The sequence below is a fragment of the Leclercia sp. LSNIH3 genome, from assembly GCF_002935105.1.
Classification (GTDB): domain Bacteria; phylum Pseudomonadota; class Gammaproteobacteria; order Enterobacterales; family Enterobacteriaceae; genus Enterobacter; species Enterobacter adecarboxylatus.
Genome location: NZ_CP026387.1, coordinates 3,229,996 through 3,253,065 on the forward strand (window position 1 = coordinate 3,229,996; position 23,070 = coordinate 3,253,065).

A 23,070-nucleotide genomic window follows, 5' to 3' on the forward strand; every position below is an offset into this window, starting at 1 on the left:
ATCAGGCTTCAGGATTCTTCGGCGAGGAACAGCTCAAGAAGGGAGTTTAAGAACAGTTTGCCATGCTCGGTGATCTGCCAGAACTCATCGCATTCGGTCAAATAACCTTGTGCCAGCGCTTCGTCAATCTGAGGACGAATCACCGACTCCGCTAAACCGGTATAGCGGGAAAACTCTGCGCGTGGCGCGGCTTCCAGCAGGCGGAAGCGGTTCATAAAGAACTCAAACGGTTTATCTTCGGCCTCAACGTCATGGCTGCGCTCCAGATAACGTCCTTCCATATACCCACGCGGATGGCGCGTCTTGGCGGTTCGCAGAATACGTCCGTCCGGGAAGGTCACTTTACCGTGTGCGCCGCAGCCAATTCCCAGATAATCGCCAAAACGCCAGTAGTTCAGGTTGTGCTGACACTGGCAGCCTGGCTTCGCATAGGCCGAGGTTTCGTACTGCTGATACCCGGCGGCAGTCAGCAGCTGGTGGCCCTGCTCGAAAATATCCCACAGCGCGTCGTCATCCGGCAGCACCGGCGGGCGCGAACCAAACAGCGTGTTCGGCTCAATGGTCAGCTGATACCAGGAGAGGTGCGGCGGGTTCAGCTCAATGGCCTGGCGCAGATCGTCCAGCGCTTCGTCCAGAGACTGATCCGGCAGGCCGTGCATCAGGTCGAGGTTAAAGCTGCGCAGGCCCAGCCCGGTTGCCAGATGTGCGGCGCGCTTTGCTTCACCCGGGCCATGAATGCGCCCCAGACGCTTTAGCTTCGGCTCGCTGAAGCTCTGTACCCCAATGGAGATACGGTTCACCCCGGCGCGCTGATACTCGACAAAACGGTCGGCCTCAACCGTACCCGGATTGGCCTCCATGGTAATTTCTGCATCCGCTGCCAGATTAAGGCGCGCACGCACGCCATCCAGCAGCGTCTGCATCGCCGGGCCTGAGAGCAGGCTCGGCGTACCGCCACCGATAAAAATGGTCTTAACTTCACGTCCCTGTGCGTAAGCGACGTCGGCGTCCAGATCGGCAAGCAGATGCTGAACGTAATCGTCATGAGGCACTTCGCCTTTCAGCGCATGCGAATTGAAATCGCAGTACGGGCATTTCTGCACGCACCACGGGATGTGAATATAAAGACTCAGAGGTGGCAAATTAGCCATTACGTAACGCTTCCAGTAACAGTTTCAGTGCGCGCCCACGATGGGAAATCGCGCTTTTTTCTTCGCGGGACAGTTCCGCAGCGGTTTTGCCCTCGGTCGGGACAAAGAAAATCGGATCGTAGCCAAAGCCGCCGTTGCCTGCCGCCTCGCGGGCAATGACACCCGGCCAGCTGCCGTGGCAGACAATTGGCGTAGGATCTTCGGCATGGCGCATATAGACCAGCACGCAGTGGAACTGCGCTTTGCGCTGATCATCGGGTACGTTCTTAAGCGCTTCAAGCAGCTTTTCAAGATTCTGCTGGTCGCTGGCATCGATGCCAGAATAGCGGGCAGAGTAGATCCCCGGCGCACCGCCAAGCACGTCCACCGCCAGACCGGAGTCATCGGCAATGGCCGGCAAACCGGTAACCTGCGCCGCATGGCGCGCTTTCAGAATGGCATTTTCAATAAAGGTCAGGCCGGTCTCTTCAGCAGAGTCCACCCCCAACTCGGTCTGGGCGACCACATCCAGACCGAAATCATTTAACAGCGAGGCCAGCTCGCGCACTTTACCGGCATTACCGGTAGCGAGAACAACTTTTTGCATGCGTTAGTCCTGTTGTATCAGTGCCGCGACTTCCGTCGGGATTTGTTGCGGATTGAGAATTTTGACCTGCTTGTGGCGACCCAGTTCACCCTTCTCGAGCAGTACCTGGCTTTTCGCAATGCGAAACTGCTTTGCCAGATACTTCACCAGATGGGCGTTCGCCTGGCCATCTACAGGAGGGGCGGTGATGGCGACTTTTACTTCGTCGCCATGCAGCCCGATAATGGTGTCACGGCTGGCTTTAGGCTGAATATACAGCCGTAAAACCAGCCCGTCGGCGCAGGTGCTGACAGCACTCATAACGCCATCCACAGCCCCGGCAGCAGAATGTTGCCTGTGGACTGCAGCAGTTCAGCGATACCCATGTTGATCACGTACAGCAGCAGCACGAGGATCATCGGGGAGAAGTCGATTCCGCCCATGGCAGGCAGCAGATTACGGATCGGGCGCAGCAGCGGGTCGGCAAGCTGAATAAGTGAATATTCCACCGGGCTACGGCCCTGGCTCACCCAGCTCATAATTGCCATCAGCAACAGTACCCAGAAAATTAGCAGGCCGATCGTTTTTATCAGGATCAACACCGCCGCGATCCAGATGATCGGCTGGAAGGTAATGACCATAAACAGCACGATCGCTTTCACCACGCACAGGATCAGCGCAACCAGCAGGGAGGCGCTGTCAATCGGCCCCATCGGCGGGATCACCCGGCGCAGCGGCCCGATGATGGGCTGGGTGACTTTAACGACAAACTGTGAGAAGGGGTTGTAAAAATCACAACGGGCCCACTGCATCCAGACGCGTAACAAAAGCACCATCGTATACAGTTCAATGACCGTTGAGAGCAGGAAGGTCAACGTCTTCATGGCGTTCCTCAGGTTTCCTTATTATTGGGTGTAATCGCGCGCACCGAAAATTGCTGTGCCGATGCGCACCATGGTGCTGCCAGCCGCAATCGCGGCAGCCATATCGTCCGTCATGCCCAGTGAAAGCGTGTCGACCGTTGGGAAGCGTGTTTTAAGCGCCTCAAATGCTACAGCCATTTGCCGGGCGACGGCAAACTGCCTGTCGTAATCTGACTCCGGGGCCGGGATCGCCATTAACCCGCGAAGCTTAAGGCCAGGTAGCGCCGCCACCTCATCCGCCAGCTGATCCAGCGCTTCAAGCGCAATGCCGGACTTGCTGTTTTCGTCGCTGATGTTGATTTGAATCAGCACGTTAAGCGGCGGCATCTCGGCCGGGCGCTGTTCGCTCAGACGACTGGCGATGCGGAGACGATCGACGGTATGACACCAGTCGAAATGCTCCGCTACCAGTCGGCTTTTGTTCGACTGTAATGGCCCGATGAAATGCCATTGCAGATCCGCGGTGCCTTTCTCCCGGAAGTGGCGGATTTTTTCCACCCCCTCCTGCACGTAGTTTTCACCGAACATGCGCTGGCCTGCATCAATCGCTTCTGCGATGGCGCTCGCAGGCTTGGTTTTACTGACTGCAAGCAACGTAACTTCTTCTGAAGCACGGCCGCAACGTGTTGCCGCGGCTGAGATTTTATCCCTGACCTGTGCCAGGTTATGCGCAATGTCGTTCATTTTCCGAGGATCATTAAATGGATATGGAAGAAATTGTGGCCCTTAGTGTAAAGCATAACGTGTCGGATCTACACCTGTGCAGTAACGCACCACCTCGCTGGCGACGACGAGGAAAGATGGAATTGGCGCCTTTTCCGGGGCCGGATGTGGTGATGCTGCTGAAAAGCTGGCTCAGCGATGAACAACAGGGGGCATGGTGTGCTCAGGGGCAGGTCGATTTTGCCGTCACTCTGAAGAGCCACCGGCTGCGGGCCAGCGCCTTCGCCCATACGCAAGGGTGTTCGCTGGCGCTCCGGCTGCTGCCAGAACAGTGCCCGCAATTGCATAGTCTGGGTACGCCGCGGGCGATCCCCGAGCTGCTGACCAGGGATAACGGCCTGATTCTGGTGACCGGGGCCACCGGCAGCGGCAAGTCCACCACGCTTGCGGCAATGGTCGACTTTCTCAATCACCACAGCGACGGACATATCCTGACCCTGGAAGATCCGGTGGAGTTTATCCATCAGAGCAAACGTTGCCTGGTGCAGCAGCGGGAGATTGGCCTGCACTGCAACGCCTTTGCCGATGCGCTGCGGGCGGCATTGCGGGAAGATCCCGATGTGATCCTGTTAGGCGAATTGCGCGATAGCGAAACGATCCGCCTTGCCCTCACCGCCGCAGAGACCGGGCATCTGGTGCTGGCGACCCTGCATACCCGTGGCGCAGCCCAGGCGATAGAGCGGCTGGTGGATGCCTTCCCGGCGGAGGAAAAAGAGCCGGTACGCAAGCAGCTGGCCGGCAGTTTGCAGGCGGTGCTGGCACAAAAACTCGAAAGGGACAACCAGCAGGGGCGCGTGGCGCTGTTTGAGTTACTCATTAACACCCCAGCTGCGGCGAATTTGATTCGTGAAGGCAAAACCTATCAACTGCCTGGTGTGATCCAGACCGGGCTGCAGGCAGGGATGCAGAACTTCGAGCAGAGCCGTGCTGAACGCAAGGCGCAGGGGCGGCTTTAAAGCACGGGCAATTTACGGCAGAGAATGATTTTCACGGCCTTGTATCCTTCTGCGCGGGCGGTAAAATCGAGCCTCCGATTGCACACCTTAAAAGTGGCTATGTCATCACAACCGAACCAAAGTCTTATCGACGGCATTCGCTGTCTGCAATATCTGGTTTCCAGCGGCCGCGCCATTGGCTGCCGTGAACTTGCGCGGCTGATGGGGATCAACACCACCCGTGTTAACCGCTTGCTGATGACCATGGCCTCCATTGGCCTGACCATGCAGGACGAGCATCGGCGTTACCTGCCTGGCCCTGGCATTCATGCCCTGGCGGCGCAGTCTATCCGCGGTTCCGAGCTTTTCTCCCGCGCCTTGCCCCGGCTGGAGCGCGATGCACCACGCGATATCGTGGTGGCGCTGGGTGTGTTGTGGGAAGACCAGGTGATCTATATCTGGCACTCCGTGCCCGGCAGCCAGACCACCCAGGCGCTGGCAGGTTTCCACATGCTGCCTGCCTGGCAATCGGTGATTGGTATGTCACTGCTGGCGAGTGAGACGGACGAGGCGCTGATGTTGCGCTTTACGCCTGAGCAGTGGCAAAACCTTGCTCCGCATGTGGCGCAGCAACGCCAGCAGGGACATGTTGTCTGGCACCATGACGATGGCGAAGTATCGATGGCACTACCCGTGGGCGCGCATCACGCCGCGCTGGCCTTTGCTGGGATGTGGAATATTGATGATGAACAGGTTCGCACGCGTCTGGCTGAACTGACGACGCTTAACGCTACCTTGCTGGAACAATAAGAGGTCTTTGCCCGGGAAGCCGGGCAAAGGGAAGGGGGGTCAGTAACCCTGCTCGAAGAAGCTTTCGAGGATAATCACCGCCGAAGCGGAATCGACGCTGCCTTTGTTGAGCGCGCGAAAACCGCCGTGCTCAAACAGACCGGCGCGGGCTTCTACCGTACTCAGTCGTTCATCGTGCAGCTTAATCGCCACGCCAAAGCGGCCATGAATTTTATTGGCAAAATTGCGTGCGCGTGCAGTTAATGGCTGTTCGGTGCCATCCATATTCAGCGGCAGCCCGACAATCACCACATCCGGCTGCCACTCTTTCAGCAGGCGCTCAATCAGGTTCCAGTCCGGGGTGCCATTTTGCGCTTTTAACGCCGTCAGCGGGCGAGCGGTGCCGGTGATGCGCTGGCCGATCGCCACGCCGATACTTTTGGTGCCGAAATCAAATGCGAGAAGCGTGCCGCTCATCAGGCATGCCCCGCTACGCCAGGCATGGTCTGGATATCAATGCCAATCAACTTTGCCGCATCACGCCAGCGATCGGCTATCGGGGTTTTAAACAGGATGTTCAAATCTGCCGGAGCCGTCAGCCAGGCGTTATCGAGGATCTCCTGCTCAAGCTGGCCTTTTTCCCATGAGGAGTAGCCCAGCGCCACCAGCACATCAGCAGGCTGTTTCTCTGTGCCCAGGGTCTCCAGCACGTCGCGGGAGGTTGTAATCACGGTGTTGTCAGAGATACGGATACTGGAGGAAAACCCTGGCGGCGTATGCAGTATAAAGCCACGATCTTCTGCCAGCGGGCCACCCAGCATCACAGCTTTGTCGAGACGAATTTCAGGAACACGTTCGTCCTGGGAAATTTTTAATTTTTCCAGAATGCCTTCAACAGTAAGATTTTCCAGCGGTTTATTGATGATAATCCCCATCGCGCCATCTTCGCTGTACTCGCAGATGTAAACCACTGCACGACGGAAAATCGGATCCTGGAGAGCAGGCATGGCAATAAGAAAGTGATGCTGTAAATTCATTGTCAGAGGTTCTGTTTCCTGGTTTAAAAAGCGACAGCACCCAGTATGCGTACAAACCCGGATGCTGTCACTAACAGTATTGGCTGGGTTACTACTGCTTCAGCCGTTTTTCGATCGCATCCATCAGCATGCCGGTAATGGACACCGGGAACGCCGCTTCGATTTCACGAATACAGGTTGGGCTGGTGACGTTCACTTCTGTCAGACGATCGCCAATGATGTCGAGGCCGACGAAGATCAACCCTTTGGCTTTTAGCATCGGGCCAACGCGGCGGGCAATTTCCCAGTCGCTTTCGGTCAGCGGGCGCGGTTCGCCACGGCCACCGGCCGCCAGATTACCACGGGTTTCACCACCCTGTGGAATACGCGCCAGGCAGTATGGCACCGGCTCGCCGTCCACTACCAGCACGCGCTTATCACCATCAACAATGGCCGGAATATAGTTCTGCGCCATGCAGTAGCGAGAGCCATGCTCGGTCAGGGTTTCTGCGATCACACCGAGGTTCGGGTCACCCTCTTTGACGCGGAAGATAGATGCACCACCCATACCGTCCAGCGGTTTCAGGATGATGTCGCCGTGTTTCTGCCAGAAGGCTTTCAACTGCGTTTTGCTGCGCGTCACCAGCGTCTCTGGCGTCAGGTCAGAGAACCAGGCGGTGTAGAGCTTCTCGTTGCAGTCACGCAGGCTCTGCGGTTTGTTGACGATCAGCGTCCCTTTCTCTTCTGCACGTTCAAGGATATAGGTGCAGTAGATGTATTCGGTGTCGAACGGCGGATCTTTACGCATCAGGACGACGTCGAGTTCGGCCAGGGGCAGATCCTGCTCGGAACCAAACTCGTACCATTTATCGTAATTCTGCTCGACGTTGACAATGCGGGTGCGGGCACGCGCTTCGCCGTTAATCAGGTACAGGTCGCTCATCTCCATATAGTGGAGCTGGTAGCCGCGACGTTGCGCTTCCAGCAGCATAGCGAAGCTGGAATCTTTCTTGATATTGATGCTTGTGATGGGATCCATCACGATGCCGAGCTTGATCATTGTCTTCTCCGTTAATGCTTCAACCTAAATCGCCAAAACGCACCTGCAGGGCAGTAATGGCGGTTAGCGCGGTGGTCTCAGTACGCAGAACGCGGGGTCCCAACAGAATATCAGTAAACTGGTAGCGCGCGGTCATGGCAATCTCTTCTGCCGACAACCCGCCTTCCGGGCCAATCAACAGACGCACGCGTTCCACCGGCAGCGGCAGGGTGTTAATGCTGGCGCTGGCGCGGGGATGCAGATTGAGCTTCAGACCCTGCTCCTCTTCCGCACACCAGGCTTCGAGATCCATGACCGGGCGGATCTCCGGGACGCGATTGCGGCCACACTGTTCACAGGCGGCAACGGCGATTTTTTGCCACTGCTGGAGCTTCTTATTCAGACGTTCGGCATCCAGTTTAACGCCACAGCGTTCAGAAAAAAGTGGCGTAATGAGGCTTACACCCAGTTCGATCGATTTCTGGATAGTGAATTCCATTTTTTCGCCGCGTGACATCACCTGGCCTAAATGAATATGCAGCGGCGATTCCCGATCGTCGAGCTCGCCACGCAGGATACTCACCTGCACGCTTTTTTTATCGGCGCGGGTGATTTGTGCGTCAAACACCTGGTTTGATCCATCAAACAGCTGAATCGCCTGGCCAGCGCCCATGCGCAGCACGCGGCCGACGTGGTTGGCGGCCTCTTCAGAGAGGGCAATTTCGCTGCCTGCAACGATCATTTCGGGATGATAAATACGAGGAACACGCATAGTTAAGAAGTCCATCAAGAGCTGAGTCCCTTGCACATTCTGTCTCCTCTCCCTTGAGGGGAGAGGGCGAGGGTGAGGGGTACACAAAGAAACAATTGCCGCTAGTGTAGGTTAGCTCTTTTGCGCCTGGCAAGCGCGCTGGACGTACGGATTGTGATTCCCCTGCACTTTGGCAATGCGCTCGTCGCGCAGGCACTCCCAGGCGGTCACCGGATAGAGTTTATCCCAGGCATTGAAAAGCTGGGTTTGCTGGCGGGAAAGAGTCAGCTGATAGCGATCGCGCATGTAGAAGTAGGTGCGGGCGATGCTGCCCCGGGCGCGGGCCGGCGGCTCGGCGAGTTTATCTTTGAAATCGACTTTCATGGCGCACTGGCCATACTGGCCTTCGCCGCCGTTCCACTGGCTGTACATAAAGTTGCCGCGATCGCCATTCACCTCGCCCACGGCGGGCTGCAGGTTATGCATATCGCTCTCTATCTGACGATAGACCGGATCTTTGGCGCAGTTTTTTCGTCCGCCATCCTGCCAGCACTGACGCTGGTGGCCGAACTGCCAGGCCGGTACGACATGTTCCCATTCGATGCGGCTGGCGCGATTCTCGTTTTTACGCACTTTGTAGCCGCAGGACGCCAGATCCACGACGCCTTTTTTGCCTTGCCAGTTAATTTTACAGCCACAGTAAAAATCGCCGGGGACATCGGCATTGACCTTTACGCCTGCAGTTTTTGCCTGAGAGAAACTATGGATACCTTCGGCCAGCACATGGCCTGAGAACGCCGTCGTCAGAAAAGCGACCGCGAGAGAGAAATTACGGGACATCGTGAGCTCCGTGTCAAAACGAGCCCGCAACGTAACGAAAGTTGTTCCTGTATGCAATCAGCTAGATCAGGAATGTTCCTGTTGGTTCTGCCGCTTACTCCGCCGTAAGCGGTTCACCACATTTCACACAGCGGTAGGTGGCTTCGCCGCGCACCACCCGGTTGTGACGACGCACGGTAAGCTGGTGCTGCTGACACGAGCAACGATAAGGGAAGGTATTGCGCCGTACTGAATCAAGCTCGAACTGATGCGTGCGACGAGCCGGAACGCCCAGCACCGCTTCCATCATCCATTTCCACTCTTTGCCATGAGGGGCGACGCGGCCAAAATGTTTCCACACCAGCAGGTGCGCCAGTTCATGCGGGATCACTTCCTCGATAAAAGCCTGCTGGTTTTCCAGCATCAGGATCGGGTTGAGGCGGATCTCATACGCAACCAGCCAGGCGGTGCCCGCTGCGGTGCCGCGCTGCTGCCAGACCAGTTTCGGTTCAGGATAGTTCCGGGCGAGCTTCAGATTGGCCTGCGCCAGGTTGTCACGCAGGCTGCGCATGGCGGCTTGCTGAAGCGCAATGGGGAGACGGGGTGTTTTCATAACGGCAGAGCATAGAGCCTGTCGCGGAGCGGTGCAAGCGGGTTCCTCCCGAGGGGAGGAACCCGGCGGGATCAGTCGTGAGCGCCGATTTCGCGCAGGGGACGACCTTTCATCAGGTTACGTTCAATATGTTCCAGCGACACGTGTTTGGTTTCAGGAACCAGCCACAGGGTCAGCACGATAAACAGCAGGTTCAGACCGCCGTACACCCAGAAGGTATTGGCGTTACCCAGCGTATCGAGCATGGTCAGGAAGGTTGCGCCGACGATCATGTTGGCGATCCAGTTGGTAGCGGTGGAGCAGGTGATACCGAAATCACGCCCTTTCAGCGGCTGGATCTCAGAACACAGCACCCAAATCAGAGGACCTGCGCTCATTGCAAAACCAACGATAAACATCAGCAGCATCGCGACGGCGGCATACTGGCCGGTAGTGGAGTGGATGCCCATATGCATCATCGTTCCCAGCACGCCCATGCCGGCGGCCATCACCAGGAAGCCCAGCGTCAGCGTCGGTTTACGGCCCCAGCGATCCACCAGGCCGATGGCGATAAAGGTTGCCAGCACGTTGGTCAGACCGACGATCACCGTGCCCCACATCTGCTCGGTGGTATTGCTGTACCCCGCCAGTTCAAAGATTTTTGGCGCGTAATACATGATGACGTTCATCCCGGTAAACTGCTGCATCACCTGCAGCAGCACGCCAAGGAACACCGCCCGGCGGAAGTTGCTGTTCTCTTTAAACAGCGCCCAGCCACTCTGTTTGATCTTCAGGCTTTCACGGATCTCTTCCAGCTCGTGTTTCGCTTCTGCACTGGTATCGCGCAGGCGTAGCAGCACGCGCTCCGCATCGTTAAAGCGCCTTTTGGCCGCAAACCAGCGTGGGCTGTCAGGCAGGAAGAAGACACCGATCAGCAGCAGGATCGCCGGGATAATAATGACGCCCAGCATCCAGCGCCATGCGCCGCTATAGCTGAATGCGGTATCGGAAAGGTAAGCACCCAGAATCCCGATAGTGATCATCAACTGGTACATGGAAATCATGCTGCCGCGAATTTTCTCTGGCGCGATCTCCGACAGGTAAAGCGGCGCGGTGTAAGAGGCAACACCTACCGCCAGGCCGAGCAGCACGCGGGAGACAATCAGCACTTCCACGTTTGGCGCTGCTGCGGAAAAGAGCGAACCGGCGACAAACAGAATGGCGCCAATCATCAGGCTTTTTTTACGCCCGAGTTTGAAGGAGAGCCAGCCGCTGCCGACTGCGCCGACGGCCGCGCCGAACATCATCGAGCTGACCACCCATTCCTGCGTGTGGGAATTGATCTGGAATTCATCCGTGATAAACGGCAATGCCCCGGCAATAACGCCGATATCAAGACCGAAAAGTAATCCTGCCAGAGCGGCAAGGAAGCAGACGAAGAACGTCATCGTCTTGTTAGACGTCCGCCCCTGTTTTTTATTGTCAGGCATTTTGCCCTCCATTTGGCTTAGCTGTTTCATCAATGTAAAGATTTTATGAGGAGACAGTAAAAATATGTCAGAGGGTCAGGAGTGACAAAGAGAGTATTCCGAAAGGGCCTGATTTTATTTGGGTGTAAGCGATTTCATGGCGGGCGTTGTAAAACTGAAAACAAAAAGGCCAGCACGGGGCTGGCCTTTCAGAAAGACTGTCAGTCGATTATTTCAGACCGGCAGCTTCACGCAGCTGGGCGGCTTTGTCGGTTTTTTCCCATGGGAAATGTTCGCGACCAAAGTGACCGTATGCAGCGGTTTCTTTGTAGATAGGGTGCAGCAGATCCAGCATCTGGATCAGACCGTATGGACGCAGGTCGAAGAACTCGCGCACCAGCAGGGTCAGCTGCTCAGTTGCCACTTTCTCGGTGCCGAAAGTTTCAACCATGATAGAGGTCGGTTCTGCCACGCCAATCGCGTAGGAAACCTGAATCTCACAACGGTCAGCCAGGCCAGCCGCAACGATGTTCTTGGCAACATAACGTGCTGCGTAGGCTGCGGAACGGTCAACTTTAGACGGATCTTTACCGGAGAACGCGCCGCCACCGTGACGGGCCATGCCGCCGTAGGTATCAACGATGATCTTACGACCGGTCAGACCGCAGTCGCCCATTGGTCCACCGATAACGAAGCGGCCCGTTGGGTTGATGAAATATTTCGTAGAAGCATTCAGCCACTCGGTCGGCAGAACCGGCTTGATGATCTCTTCCATCACTGCTTCCTGCAGGGATTTCTGATCAATATCTTCAGCATGCTGAGTGGACAGAACCACCGCGTCGATGCCGACAATTTTGCCGTCATCGTACTGGAAGGTTACCTGGCTTTTCGCATCAGGGCGCAGCCATGGCAGGGTGCCGTTTTTACGCACTTCAGCCTGACGCTGCACCAGACGGTGAGCATAGGTGATAGGGGCTGGCATCAGCACGTCGGTTTCGTTGGTGGCGTAGCCAAACATCAGGCCCTGGTCGCCTGCGCCCTGTTCCAGCGGATCGGCACGGTCAACGCCCTGGTTGATGTCAGGGGACTGTTTGCCGATGGCGCTCAGTACGGCGCAAGAGTTGGCATCAAAGCCCATATCAGAATGCACATAGCCGATTTCACGCACGGTGTTACGGGTGATCTCTTCGATATCAACCCATGCACTGGTGGTGATTTCACCGCCAACCATCACCATGCCTGTTTTGACATAGGTTTCGCAGGCGACGCGCGCTTTTGGATCCTGCTCGAGGATCGCATCCAGCACGGCATCGGAGATCTGGTCAGCAATTTTATCAGGATGTCCTTCTGATACAGACTCGGACGTAAACAGGTGTTTTGCCATGTTTTAATTTACCTAAGGAGAATTTGTTTAGCTCAAACTGTCGTGTGGGATAGCCGCGGCAGGGTTTTCCACCAGGGCTTGCAAACGATGACACTGGCAGTCTGAGTGTTAATCAGTATGGATGGATTAACATCTGGACGGCTATTTTAGGTCACTTCTTCGCCCGATTTCCAGCTTTTTTTGTCGGTGCGCCTACAACCCTGAAAACCCGACTGGAAATTTTTACTGACGGTCCTGGCAATGCACACATTTATATTTTGCATTTTCCCTGTCTTGTCGGTATAAAACGCGGCGCGCGGCTCATACAAAAAAAGCACACGACGTTTCTTCGTGTCGCCACTTCCAGCCGGGTAAAGCAGTGAACTTTTAGCTTTAACTTGTCGCGAGTTTGCTTAAGCTTGCGTGGAGGTGATACGAGATAATGAACCGTCGTTTTCCGCTTAATCAGTTCTGCCTTTCAGGCCGGAACATGCTCCCCGCCATTCGCATTTCTAATCTGCAAACCTGCCGATGTTATACCCATCTCGGCGCTTCTCAGGATTCCAGGGCAGGCACTACGCTTTGTGAAGTCTGAACAAGGGCGCTCTTGTAAATACAAGAGTTTTCTCGTGGTTTCGCCGGACCTTGTCATACAGAGTTCGGATACGTGTTTTACAATGATATGAATAAGAAACCGGTCGCACGCCCCGGCTTTCAGCATTCTGTGCTGGAAATCCGGTCGGATAATGGGTTGTTATCGCAGATTGACGCTGCGATAGTAGTCAACTGTTTTACACTGAATAGTAAGAGTTGAGGTTCGCTATGTCTGACGACATGTCTTCTTTTTCGCCTTCGTCAGCAGGCGAACAGGGTGTACTACGTTCTATGCAGGAGGTTGCGATGAGCTCCCAGGAAGCCAGCAAGATGCTGCGCACTTACAATATTGCCTGGTGGGGCAATAACTACTACGACGTCAATGAACTGGGCCACATCAGCGTTTGCCCGGATCCTGACGTACCGGAAGCGCGCGTCGATCTCGCCAAACTGGTGAAAGCGCGTGAAGCGCAGGGGCAGCGTTTGCCTGCACTGTTCTGCTTCCCACAGATCCTGCAACACCGTCTGCGTTCTATCAACGCCGCCTTCAAGCGCGCGCGTGAATCTTACGGTTACAACGGCGACTATTTCCTGGTTTACCCGATCAAGGTGAATCAGCATCGTCGCGTTATCGAATCCTTAATTCACTCCGGCGAACCGCTGGGGCTGGAAGCCGGTTCCAAAGCAGAGCTGATGGCGGTACTGGCGCATGCCGGCATGACCCGCTCGGTGATCGTGTGTAACGGCTATAAAGACCGTGAATACATTCGTCTGGCGCTGATTGGCGAGAAGATGGGTCACAAGGTCTATCTGGTCATCGAGAAGATGTCCGAGATTAATATCGTGCTGGAAGAGGCCGAGCGCCTGAACGTGGTGCCGCGTCTTGGCGTGCGTGCGCGTCTGGCCTCGCAAGGCTCCGGTAAATGGCAGTCCTCCGGCGGTGAGAAATCCAAATTCGGCCTCGCGGCGAACCAGGTTCTGCAGCTGGTGGAGATCATGCGTGAACGTGGTCGCCTGGACAGCATCCAGCTCCTGCACTTCCACCTCGGTTCGCAGATGGCCAACATCCGCGATATCGCGACGGGCGTGCGTGAGTCGGCCCGTTTCTACGTCGAGCTGCACAAGCTGGGCGTGAACATCCAGTGCTTTGACGTGGGCGGCGGTCTGGGCGTGGATTACGAAGGGACCCGCTCGAAGTCCGACTGTTCCGTAAACTACGGCCTGAACGAGTACGCCAACAACATTATCTGGGCCATTGGCGATGCGTGTGAAGAGAACGGCCTGCCGCACCCGACGGTGATCACCGAGTCCGGGCGTGCGGTGACCGCGCACCACACGGTGCTGGTGTCTAACATCATCGGCGTCGAGCGCAACGAATACACCGAAGCCACGCCACCGGAAGACGATGCCCCACGCGCGCTGCAAAGCATGTGGGAAACCTGGATTGAGATGCACGAGCCGGGCACCCGTCGTTCCCTGCGTGAATGGCTGCACGACAGCCAGATGGACCTGCACGATATTCACACCGGCTATTCATCCGGCGCGTTCAGCCTGCAGGAGCGTGCCTGGGCAGAGCAGCTGTATCTGAACATGTGCCACGAAGTGCAGAAACAGCTCGACCCGAGCAATCGTGCGCACCGTCCGATTATCGACGAACTGCAGGAGCGAATGGCGGACAAGATGTACGTCAACTTCTCTCTGTTCCAGTCGATGCCGGATGCCTGGGGTATCGATCAGCTGTTCCCGGTCCTCCCGCTCGAAGGGCTGAACCAGGTGCCTGAGCGTCGCGCAGTGCTGCTGGATATTACCTGTGATTCAGACGGGGCTATCGATCACTACATTGACGGTGATGGCATCGCCACCACCATGCCGATGCCGGAGTACGATCCAGAGAGTCCACCTATGCTGGGCTTCTTTATGGTCGGGGCATATCAGGAGATTCTGGGCAACATGCATAACCTGTTCGGGGATACCGAAGCGGTTGACGTGTTTGTCTTCCCTGACGGCAACGTCGAAGTGGAGCTTTCTGACGAGGGCGACACCGTGGCGGATATGTTGCAGTACGTGCAGCTCGATCCGAACAAGCTGCTGACGCAGTTCCGCGATCAGGTGAAAAACACCGATCTTGACGATACGTTGCAGAAGCAGTTCCTGGAAGAGTTTGAAGCGGGTCTGTACGGCTACACGTATCTGGAAGACGAGTAAAGCATCCGCGCTTTCTCCTTTTCCAGCCTGCTTTTTAAAAGGGAGCAGGTGTTCACATCCCCTCTTCTTTTTGGGGAGGGGTAGGGTGAGGAGCAAAGCGCGCGCGATGCTTTATACTCTCTTGAACCCGTATGAATTAGCGGCGATAATCCGCCGCAACAAGCACTATTCGAATCAATCCCTTCCTCGTCGGGTTTAACGACGCGGAAGGGATTTTTTTTCATCTATTTTTAATGTATCGACTTTAAAAAGAGGTCAGGACATGAGCACTTTAGGCCATCAGTACGATAACTCCCTGGTATCTAACGCCTTTGGTTTTTTACGCCTTCCGATGAATTTCCAGCCGTACGACAGCGATGCGGATTGGGTAATTACCGGTGTGCCGTTTGATATGGCGACATCCGGTCGTGCCGGTGGCCGTCATGGCCCGGCGGCTATTCGTCAGGTCTCTACTAACCTGGCCTGGGAGCACAATCGTTTCCCGTGGAACTTCGACATGCGTGAGCGCCTGAACGTGGTTGACTGCGGCGACCTGGTGTATGCCTTCGGTGACGCGCGTGAGATGAGTGAAAAACTGCAGGCCCACGCAGAAAAACTGCTGGCTGCCGGCAAGCGTATGCTCTCCTTCGGGGGTGACCACTTCGTGACCCTGCCGCTGCTGCGCGCCCACGCGAAGCACTTTGGTAAGATGGCGCTGGTGCATTTCGATGCCCATACCGACACTTACGCGAACGGCTGCGAATTTGACCACGGCACCATGTTCTTCACCGCGCCGAAAGAAGGTCTGATCGATCCTAACCACTCCGTGCAGATTGGTATCCGTACCGAGTTTGACAAAGACAACGGCTTCACCGTGCTGGATGCCGGTCAGGTGAACGATCGCGGCGTGGACGACATCATCGCGCAGGTGAAACAGATCGTGGGTGATATGCCGGTATACCTGACCTTCGACATCGACTGCCTGGATCCGGCCTTTGCGCCAGGTACCGGCACCCCGGTCATCGGTGGCCTGACTTCCGATCGCGCCATTAAGCTGGTACGCGGTCTGAAAGATCTGAACATCGTGGGTATGGACGTAGTAGAAGTGGCTCCGGCTTACGATCAGTCTGAGATCACGGCGCTTGCCGCTGCGACGCTGGCGCTGGAGATGCTCTACATCCAGGCTGCGAAAAAAGGCGAGTAATAAAGAAACAGGCCGGGACAGGTTGCCCGGCCTGATTATCGCTGTTACTTAATGCCGTCTGTGGCCATGCGATCGCGAATATGCTGCGCACGTGCTGCAGAGGCAGGATGGTCGTCAAACATTGAGCTTTGACGGCCTGCTTCCTGTTGAGCCAGTTTTTCGAAGCTGGTGGCTAAACCGGACGGGTTGATGCCGCGTTTGCGCAACAGATCGTAAGAGTAGTCATCGGCCTCAGATTCCTGACGCTGGGAGAACTGGGAGTTGACCAGTTTTTCACCGAGATCGCCAAGCTGTGACTGCGACAGGCTCCCGACAATGCCCCCGGCAGACGCAGCCGCCACGCGAACGGCGTTGGTGCCAAGCGCAACCTGCATTCCTTTCTTCACGTGGCCGAGCGCAACGTGACCCATTTCATGCCCGATAACCGCTTCAACTTCGTTGTCGGTCATCATGTCCATCAGCCCGCTGTAAACGCGGATGCAGCCGTTGGCCATGGCGAAGGCGTTGACGTCTTTGGCCATATAAACCTTGTAGTTTATCGGCTGGCCATTGATGTTATTGCCAAGCGCAGAAGCAATCTTATCCAGACGCTGAGCGTAAGTGCTGCCTGCCGGCGCGATGGTAGCTTTACCGTCCATCTCCTTACAGGCCTCATCGCTTAATGTTTTAACCTGAGCATCGCTCAGGGTGTAGGCCTGAAACGCCTCTGCACCGGAGCTCATCAGACCGTTCGAGTCCATATTCTGACATCCGCTCAGCAGGAGCGTTGTTCCCAGAGCCAGCACTATTGCACGCATTTTCATTAGGTTGCTTCCGCACTCGTTAAACACGATAAATTCTGAAAGTACATCACGGCAGCGAAGCCGGAGTATGGCTAAGTATAAAGAATATAAACGACGGCGAGCGAGAAGATTGCGCAACGTGCGAGCGTGTTCCAGAGATTTCTTAACCGGCAAAAGAATGGTCCATGTACATGCTTTGTCGCTTGGGTTACATTGTTGGCACTTTTTTCTGGCGTAGCCCAAAACGCGCTGTCGTCAAGCCGAAACGGGTATGGCCTTCAACATCCGATCTGGAGTCAAAATGTCCTCACGTAAAGAGCTTGCCAATGCTATTCGTGCGCTGAGCATGGATGCTGTACAAAAAGCTAAATCCGGTCACCCGGGTGCCCCGATGGGTATGGCTGACATTGCCGAAGTACTGTGGCGTGATTTCCTGAACCACAACCCGAATAACCCGGCCTGGGCTGACCGTGACCGTTTCGTACTGTCCAACGGCCACGGCTCCATGCTGATCTACAGCCTGCTGCACCTCACCGGCTACGACCTGCCAATCGAAGAGCTGAAAAACTTCCGTCAGCTGCACTCTAAAACCCCAGGCCACCCGGAAGTGGGTTACACCGCAGGTGTAGAAACCACCACCGGTCCGCTGGGTCAGGGTATTGCTAACGCCGTGGGCATGGCGATTGCTGAGAAAACGCTGGCGGCGCAGTTCAACCGTCCGGGTCATGACATTGTTGACCACTTCACCTATGCATTCCTCGGCGACGGCTGCATGATGGAAGGTATCTCTCACGAGGTATGCTCCCTGGCCGGTACCCTGAAGCTGGGCAAACTGGTTGCGTTCTATGACGACAACGGCATCTCTATCGATGGTCACATTGAAGGCTGGTTCACCGACGATACCGCAGCACGTTTCGAAGCCTACGGCTGGCACGTGGTGCGTGGCGTTGATGGCCACGATGCTGAAGCGATTAAACGTGCAGTAGAAGAAGCACGCGCTGTGACCGACAAACCGTCCCTGCTGATGTGCAAAACCATCATCGGTTTCGGTTCCCCGAACAAAGCCGGTACGCACGACTCCCATGGCGCACCACTGGGTGACGCAGAGATCGTCCTGACCCGCGAACAGCTGGGCTGGAAACACGCCGCGTTTGAGATCCCGTCTGAGATCTACGCGCAGTGGGATGCCAAAGAAGCGGGCCAGGCGAAAGAAGCTGCATGGAACGAGAAATTTGCTGCCTACGCTAAAGCCTTCCCACAGGAAGCGGCTGAATACACCCGTCGTATGAAAGGTGAAATGCCAGCAGACTTCGACGCGAAAGCGAACGAATTCATCGCTAAACTGCAGGCGAACCCGTCCAAAATCGCCAGCCGTAAAGCATCCCAGAATGCCATCGAAGCCTTCGGCCCATGGCTGCCAGAATTACTCGGCGGTTCTGCTGACCTGGCACCAAGCAACCTGACCATCTGGTCCGGTTCCAAAGCGATCAACGAAGATGCTGCCGGTAACTACATCCATTACGGTGTACGTGAATTCGGTATGACCGCAATTGCTAACGGTATCTCCCTGCACGGTGGTTTCCTGCCTTACACCTCCACCTTCCTGATGTTTGTGGAATATGCCCGTAACGCGGTGCGTATGGCTGCGCTGATGAAACAGCGTCAGGTGATGGTGTACACCCACGACTCCATCGGTCTGGGCGAAGATGGCCCGACTCACCAGCCGGTAGAGCAGGTTGCTTCCCTGCGTGTGACCCCGAACATGTCCACATGGCGTCCATGTGACCAGGTTGAATCTGCGGTAGCGTGGAAATATGGCGTTGAGCGTCAGGACGGCCCGACCGCACTGATCCTCTCCCGTCAGAACCTGGCTCAGCAGGATCGTACCGAAGAGCAGCTGGCGAACATCGCCCGCGGTGGTTACGTGCTGAAAGACTGCGACGGTCAGCCTGAGCTGATTTTCATCGCGACCGGTTCTGAAGTTGAACTGGCGGTTGCGGCCTGGGATCAGCTGGCAGGCGAAGGCGTTAAAGCGCGCGTGGTTTCCATGCCGTCTACCGACGCCTTCGACAAGCAGGATGCGGCATACCGTGAGTCCGTGCTGCCGAAAGCTGTTTCTGCCCGTGTTGCTGTTGAAGCGGGTATCGCTGACTACTGGTTCAAATACGTGGGCCTGAACGGCGCTATCGTCGGCATGACCACCTTCGGTGAGTCTGCGCCGGCTGAGCAGCTGTTCGAAGAGTTCGGCTTCACCGTTGAGAACGTGGTCGCGAAAGCGAAAGAACTGTTGTAATCGTGGTTGATGCGGTGCGGGCAGATGCCTTCACCGCAGCACTCTCCCTGTAAGAGAGGGCGCAAACCCTAAAAACGGTAACCCTTTGGTTACCGTTTTGCTTTTACCTGCCCACCCGGCTTTTTGTGCATCTTATTCCTCATAAATGTAATACGCCTGTAAGTTATTCCATTCAAAATGTGATATGCGTCATATAGCTGGCTTATTGCTCTGGACGGACATTCCCTTTATTCCATGTTTCGCTTATTCTAGCTGAAGCGTTTCAGTCGATTAAACGTTCGACAAATGACCAATCAGTTGGAGTTTGTGACAGGCGAGGATTCCCCTCAGAGCGTTGCTGGATTACTCTGTCAGCCACCTCGAATCAGGGAAAGCTTTGCAGGAGACTTATGACCGTACGCGTAGCGATTAATGGTTTCGGTCGCATCGGACGCAACGTGGTTCGTGCTTTATATGAATCCGGGCGTCGGGCGGAAATGACCGTGGTGGCCATCAATGAACTGGCGGATGCCGCAGGCATGGCGCATTTATTGAAATATGACACCAGCCATGGGCGCTTTGCCTGGGACGTTCGTCAGGAGAGAGAGCAGCTGTTCGTCGGTGATGACGTGATTCGTGTCCTGCACGAGCAGACGATCGACGCCTTACCCTGGCGTGAGCTGGGCGTAGATGTGGTGCTCGACTGTACCGGCGTTTACGGTAATCGCGCGCATGGCGAAGCCCATCTGGCGGCTGGCGCTAAGAAAGTGCTCTTCTCACATCCGGGCAGTAACGATCTCGATGCCACGGTGGTTTACGGCGTGAACCATCATGAGCTGCAAGCGGAACACCGCATCGTCTCCAATGCTTCCTGCACCACCAACTGTATTATTCCGGTCATCAAACTGCTGGACGATGCCTACGGCATTGAATCGGGCACCGTGACCACGATTCATTCCGCTATGCACGATCAGCAGGTCATTGACGCATACCACCCGGACCTGCGACGCACTCGCGCGGCGAGTCAGTCGATTATCCCGGTGGATACCAAACTGGCGGCCGGAATTACCCGAATTTTTCCCCAGTTTGAAGACCGTTTTGAAGCCATCGCCGTACGTGTTCCAACGATCAACGTGACGGCGATTGACCTCAGCGTGACCGTGAAAAAACCGGTAAAAGCCTGTGAGGTCAACCTGTTGCTGCAAAAAGCGGCACAGCAAGCATTTCATGGTATAGTTGACTATACGGAATTACCGTTGGTCTCAGTAGATTTTAACCACGATCCGCATAGCGCCATCGTCGATGGCACCCAAACGCGCGTAAGTGGGGCACATCTGATCAAAACGCTGGTCTGGTGTGATAACGAATGGGGCTTTGCTAACAGGATGCTCGACACCACGTTAGCCATGGCCGCACAAGGTTTCAGGTAAGACGCCTGTTGCGTCTGCAAAACTTTAAGAATCAACGAGAGGATTCACCATGTCTGTAATTAAGATGACCGATCTGGATCTGGCAGGTAAACGCGTTTTCATCCGTGCGGATCTGAACGTACCGGTTAAAGATGGAAAAGTAACCAGCGACGCGCGTATCCGTGCCTCTCTGCCAACCATCGAACTGGCACTGAAGCAGGGCGCAAAAGTGATGGTAACCTCCCACCTGGGTCGTCCGACCGAAGGCGAGTACAACGAAGAGTTCTCTCTGCTGCCGGTTGTTAATTACCTGAAAGACAAACTGTCCAGCCCGGTACGTCTGGTTAAAGACTACCTGGATGGCGTGGAAGTGGCTGAAGGTGAGCTGGTTGTTCTGGAAAACGTTCGCTTCAACAAAGGCGAAAAGAAAGACGACGAAACTCTGTCCAAAAAATATGCGGCACTGTGCGATGTGTTCGTAATGGATGCTTTCGGTACTGCTCACCGTGCGCAGGCTTCTACCCACGGTATCGGTAAATTCGCCGACGTCGCTTGTGCAGGTCCACTGCTGGCTGACGAACTGGAAGCTCTGGGCAAAGCCCTGAAAGAACCTGCTCGTCCAATGGTTGCTATCGTTGGCGGTTCTAAAGTTTCTACCAAACTGACCGTTCTGGATTCCCTGTCCAAAATTGCTGACCAGCTGATCGTGGGTGGCGGTATCGCTAACACCTTCGTGGCTGCTCAAGGCCATAACGTTGGTAAATCCCTGTACGAAGCAGACCTGGTTGACGAAGCCAAACGCCTGCTGACCACTTGTGATATCCCTGTCCCAACTGACGTTCGCGTGGCGACCGAGTTCTCTGAAACCGCAACCGCTGAACTGAAATCTGTCTCTGACATCAAAAACGAAGAGCAGATTCTGGATCTGGGCGACGCCTCTGCAGAGAAGCTGGCTGAAATCCTGAAGAATGCAAAAACCATTCTGTGGAACGGCCCGGTTGGCGTGTTCGAATTCCCGAACTTCCGTAAAGGTACTGAAATCGTGGCTAACGCGATTGCAGACAGCGAAGCGTTCTCCATTGCTGGTGGCGGTGATACCCTGGCAGCAATCGATCTGTTCGGTATTTCCGACAAGATCTCCTACATCTCCACTGGCGGCGGCGCATTCCTCGAATTCGTGGAAGGCAAAGTTCTGCCAGCAGTAGCCATGCTCGAAGAGCGCGCTAAGAAGTAAGCCATTTTAGGGCAGGGAAACCTGCCCAATTTTCAGCGTGCTTTTAATAGCTCGCCCCTTTCCAAGGCCGAAGATACAGGACTCGCAACATGTCTAAAATTTTTGATTTCGTAAAACCTGGCGTGATCACTGGTGATGACGTTCAGAAGGTGTTCCAGGTAGCAAAAGAAAACAACTTTGCTCTGCCAGCGGTTAACTGCGTCGGTACCGACTCTATCAATGCCGTACTGGAAGCCGCAGCAAAAGTTAAAGCGCCGGTAATCGTTCAGTTCTCCAACGGCGGTGCTGCGTTTATCGCAGGTAAAGGCGTGAAAACTGACGTTCCTCAGGGTGCGGCAATCCTGGGCGCAATCTCTGGCGCACACCACGTTCACCAGATGGCTGAGCACTATGGTGTTCCGGTTATCCTGCACACTGACCACTGCGCGAAGAAACTGCTGCCGTGGATCGACGGTCTGCTGGACGCGGGCGAAAAACACTTCGCTGCAACCGGTAAGCCACTGTTCTCTTCTCACATGATCGACCTGTCTGAAGAGTCTCTGGAAGAGAACATCGAGATCTGCTCTAAATACCTGGCGCGCATGGCCAAAATGGACATGACTCTGGAAATCGAACTGGGTTGCACCGGTGGCGAAGAAGACGGCGTGGACAACAGCCACATGGACGCTTCTGCCCTGTACACTCAGCCAGAAGACGTTGATTACGCTTACACCGAGCTGAGCAAAATCAGCCCGCGTTTCACCATCGCTGCTTCCTTCGGTAACGTACACGGCGTGTACAAGCCAGGCAACGTGGTTCTGACCCCAACCATTCTGCGTGATTCTCAGGAATACGTTTCCAAGAAACATAACCTGCCGCATAACAGCCTGAACTTCGTCTTCCACGGCGGTTCCGGTTCTTCTGCTCAGGAAATCAAAGACTCCGTAAGCTACGGTGTTATCAAAATGAACATCGATACCGATACCCAATGGGCAACCTGGGACGGTATCCTGCAGTACTACAAAACTAACGAAGCTTACCTGCAGGGCCAGCTGGGCAACCCGAAAGGCGAAGACCAGCCGAACAAGAAATACTACGATCCACGTGTATGGCTGCGTTCAGCGCAGACCTCTATGGTGACGCGTCTGGAGCAGGCATTCAAAGAGCTGAACGCGGTTGACGTTCTGTAATTTGCGCTGCTAACAGCCTCAGAAAGCCCGCGTTAATCGCGGGCTTTTTTTATGCCTTTCAACTGTCTACGGACACTATTTATGTGA

The 23,070-nt window shown here is 55.4% G+C and carries 24 protein-coding genes; 10 read left to right on the forward strand and 14 right to left on the reverse strand.

The window, feature by feature from the left end; all coding sequences use genetic code 11:
* Window positions 1-8 precede the first annotated feature (8 nt).
* Genes hemW through C3F35_RS15730 form a run of 5 tightly spaced genes read right to left on the reverse strand, consistent with a single transcriptional unit; the run spans window position 9 to window position 3,323 of the window.
* Window positions 9-1,151 (reverse strand): radical SAM family heme chaperone HemW, encoded by a 1,143-nt coding sequence (hemW, locus tag C3F35_RS15710; RefSeq protein ID WP_103792618.1) that lies wholly within the window; start codon window positions 1,149-1,151, stop codon window positions 9-11.
* A complete protein-coding gene (locus tag C3F35_RS15715; RefSeq protein ID WP_103792617.1) occupies window positions 1,144-1,737 on the reverse strand; it encodes an XTP/dITP diphosphatase in 594 nt (197 codons plus the stop codon). The genes hemW and C3F35_RS15715 overlap by 8 nt, the downstream gene beginning before the upstream one ends.
* Window positions 1,738-1,740: 3 nt before the next feature.
* Entirely contained in the window at window positions 1,741-2,037 is a 297-nt protein-coding gene (gene yggU, locus C3F35_RS15720; RefSeq protein WP_103792616.1) for a DUF167 family protein YggU, read from the reverse strand.
* Window positions 2,034-2,600: a YggT family protein gene (locus tag C3F35_RS15725; protein WP_032613937.1), complete on the reverse strand. Its 567-nt coding sequence runs from the start codon at window positions 2,598-2,600 to the stop codon at window positions 2,034-2,036. Before C3F35_RS15725 ends, yggU begins: the two co-directional genes overlap by 4 nt.
* 21 nt (window positions 2,601-2,621) lie before the next feature.
* A complete protein-coding gene (locus tag C3F35_RS15730) occupies window positions 2,622-3,323 on the reverse strand; it encodes a YggS family pyridoxal phosphate-dependent enzyme (protein ID WP_032613935.1) in 702 nt (233 codons plus the stop codon).
* Between the two features lie 17 nt (window positions 3,324-3,340).
* Between C3F35_RS15730 and C3F35_RS15735 the strand changes: the two genes are divergently transcribed.
* On the forward strand, window positions 3,341-4,318 hold the full coding sequence (locus tag C3F35_RS15735) for a type IV pilus twitching motility protein PilT (RefSeq protein WP_103792615.1): 978 nt from the start codon (window positions 3,341-3,343) through the stop codon (window positions 4,316-4,318).
* Window positions 4,319-4,417: 99 nt separating this feature from the next.
* The gene (locus C3F35_RS15740) at window positions 4,418-5,107 is read left to right on the forward strand and encodes an IclR family transcriptional regulator domain-containing protein (protein WP_032613957.1); all 690 of its coding nucleotides are present in this window, start codon (window positions 4,418-4,420) and stop codon (window positions 5,105-5,107) included.
* Window positions 5,108-5,146: 39 nt separating this feature from the next.
* On the opposite strand, the gene ruvX is transcribed toward C3F35_RS15740, so the two are convergent.
* The 8 genes from ruvX to metK form a co-directional block, all read right to left on the reverse strand.
* On the reverse strand, window positions 5,147-5,563 hold the full coding sequence (gene ruvX, locus C3F35_RS15745) for a Holliday junction resolvase RuvX (RefSeq protein ID WP_103792614.1): 417 nt from the start codon (window positions 5,561-5,563) through the stop codon (window positions 5,147-5,149).
* On the reverse strand, window positions 5,563-6,123 hold the full coding sequence (locus tag C3F35_RS15750; protein ID WP_032613928.1) for a YqgE/AlgH family protein: 561 nt from the start codon (window positions 6,121-6,123) through the stop codon (window positions 5,563-5,565). Before C3F35_RS15750 ends, ruvX begins: the two co-directional genes overlap by 1 nt.
* 91 nt (window positions 6,124-6,214) lie before the next feature.
* On the reverse strand, window positions 6,215-7,162 hold the full coding sequence (gene gshB, locus C3F35_RS15755; protein ID WP_032613926.1) for a glutathione synthase: 948 nt from the start codon (window positions 7,160-7,162) through the stop codon (window positions 6,215-6,217).
* A gap of 19 nt (window positions 7,163-7,181) precedes the next feature.
* Entirely contained in the window at window positions 7,182-7,913 is a 732-nt protein-coding gene (gene rsmE, locus C3F35_RS15760; protein WP_032613955.1) for a 16S rRNA (uracil(1498)-N(3))-methyltransferase, read from the reverse strand.
* A 111-nt stretch (window positions 7,914-8,024) separates the two neighbouring features.
* Window positions 8,025-8,732 (reverse strand): deoxyribonuclease I, encoded by a 708-nt coding sequence (gene endA, locus C3F35_RS15765; protein WP_032613924.1) that lies wholly within the window; start codon window positions 8,730-8,732, stop codon window positions 8,025-8,027.
* Between the two features lie 94 nt (window positions 8,733-8,826).
* Entirely contained in the window at window positions 8,827-9,324 is a 498-nt protein-coding gene (locus C3F35_RS15770; protein ID WP_103792613.1) for a SprT family zinc-dependent metalloprotease, read from the reverse strand.
* A 71-nt stretch (window positions 9,325-9,395) separates the two neighbouring features.
* Window positions 9,396-10,793, reverse strand: coding sequence for a galactose/proton symporter (gene galP / locus C3F35_RS15775; RefSeq protein WP_032613920.1), 1,398 nt, complete (start codon window positions 10,791-10,793; stop codon window positions 9,396-9,398).
* A gap of 208 nt (window positions 10,794-11,001) precedes the next feature.
* Window positions 11,002-12,156 carry a methionine adenosyltransferase gene (metK, locus tag C3F35_RS15780; protein ID WP_032613918.1) on the reverse strand — a complete coding sequence of 385 codons (1,155 nt, stop codon included), beginning with the start codon at window positions 12,154-12,156 and terminating at the stop codon, window positions 11,002-11,004.
* Window positions 12,157-12,625: 469 nt separating this feature from the next.
* Between metK and C3F35_RS27370 the strand changes: the two genes are divergently transcribed.
* The 4 genes from C3F35_RS27370 to speB all read left to right on the forward strand — a co-directional run bounded on the left by C3F35_RS27370 (window position 12,626) and on the right by speB (window position 16,117).
* The gene (locus tag C3F35_RS27370) at window positions 12,626-12,730 is read left to right on the forward strand and encodes a hypothetical protein (RefSeq protein ID WP_439649348.1); all 105 of its coding nucleotides are present in this window, start codon (window positions 12,626-12,628) and stop codon (window positions 12,728-12,730) included.
* An 87-nt stretch (window positions 12,731-12,817) separates the two neighbouring features.
* Window positions 12,818-12,949, forward strand: a complete 132-nt coding sequence (gene yqgB, locus C3F35_RS15790; RefSeq protein ID WP_127472193.1) for an acid stress response protein YqgB — start codon at window positions 12,818-12,820, stop codon at window positions 12,947-12,949.
* Window positions 12,950-12,957: 8 nt separating this feature from the next.
* Window positions 12,958-14,934 (forward strand): biosynthetic arginine decarboxylase, encoded by a 1,977-nt coding sequence (gene speA / locus C3F35_RS15795; RefSeq protein WP_032613916.1) that lies wholly within the window; start codon window positions 12,958-12,960, stop codon window positions 14,932-14,934.
* A 262-nt stretch (window positions 14,935-15,196) separates the two neighbouring features.
* Window positions 15,197-16,117, forward strand: a complete 921-nt coding sequence (gene speB, locus C3F35_RS15800) for an agmatinase (protein ID WP_059307233.1) — start codon at window positions 15,197-15,199, stop codon at window positions 16,115-16,117.
* A 44-nt stretch (window positions 16,118-16,161) separates the two neighbouring features.
* Here the strand turns inward: speB and C3F35_RS15805 are convergent, their stop codons facing one another.
* Window positions 16,162-16,920: a M48 family metallopeptidase gene (locus C3F35_RS15805; RefSeq protein ID WP_103792612.1), complete on the reverse strand. Its 759-nt coding sequence runs from the start codon at window positions 16,918-16,920 to the stop codon at window positions 16,162-16,164.
* A gap of 280 nt (window positions 16,921-17,200) precedes the next feature.
* Here C3F35_RS15805 and tkt point away from each other — a divergent pair, with 280 nt between their 5' ends.
* The 4 genes from tkt (at window position 17,201) to fbaA (ending at window position 22,983) form a co-directional block, all read left to right on the forward strand.
* On the forward strand, window positions 17,201-19,192 hold the full coding sequence (gene tkt / locus C3F35_RS15810) for a transketolase (protein WP_103792611.1): 1,992 nt from the start codon (window positions 17,201-17,203) through the stop codon (window positions 19,190-19,192).
* A 389-nt stretch (window positions 19,193-19,581) separates the two neighbouring features.
* Window positions 19,582-20,601: an erythrose-4-phosphate dehydrogenase gene (gene epd, locus C3F35_RS15820; RefSeq protein WP_103792610.1), complete on the forward strand. Its 1,020-nt coding sequence runs from the start codon at window positions 19,582-19,584 to the stop codon at window positions 20,599-20,601.
* 49 nt (window positions 20,602-20,650) lie between these two features.
* On the forward strand, window positions 20,651-21,814 hold the full coding sequence (gene pgk / locus C3F35_RS15825; RefSeq protein ID WP_032613905.1) for a phosphoglycerate kinase: 1,164 nt from the start codon (window positions 20,651-20,653) through the stop codon (window positions 21,812-21,814).
* A gap of 89 nt (window positions 21,815-21,903) precedes the next feature.
* A complete protein-coding gene (gene fbaA / locus C3F35_RS15830) occupies window positions 21,904-22,983 on the forward strand; it encodes a class II fructose-bisphosphate aldolase (RefSeq protein WP_032613902.1) in 1,080 nt (359 codons plus the stop codon).
* Window positions 22,984-23,070: the final 87 nt, after the last annotated feature.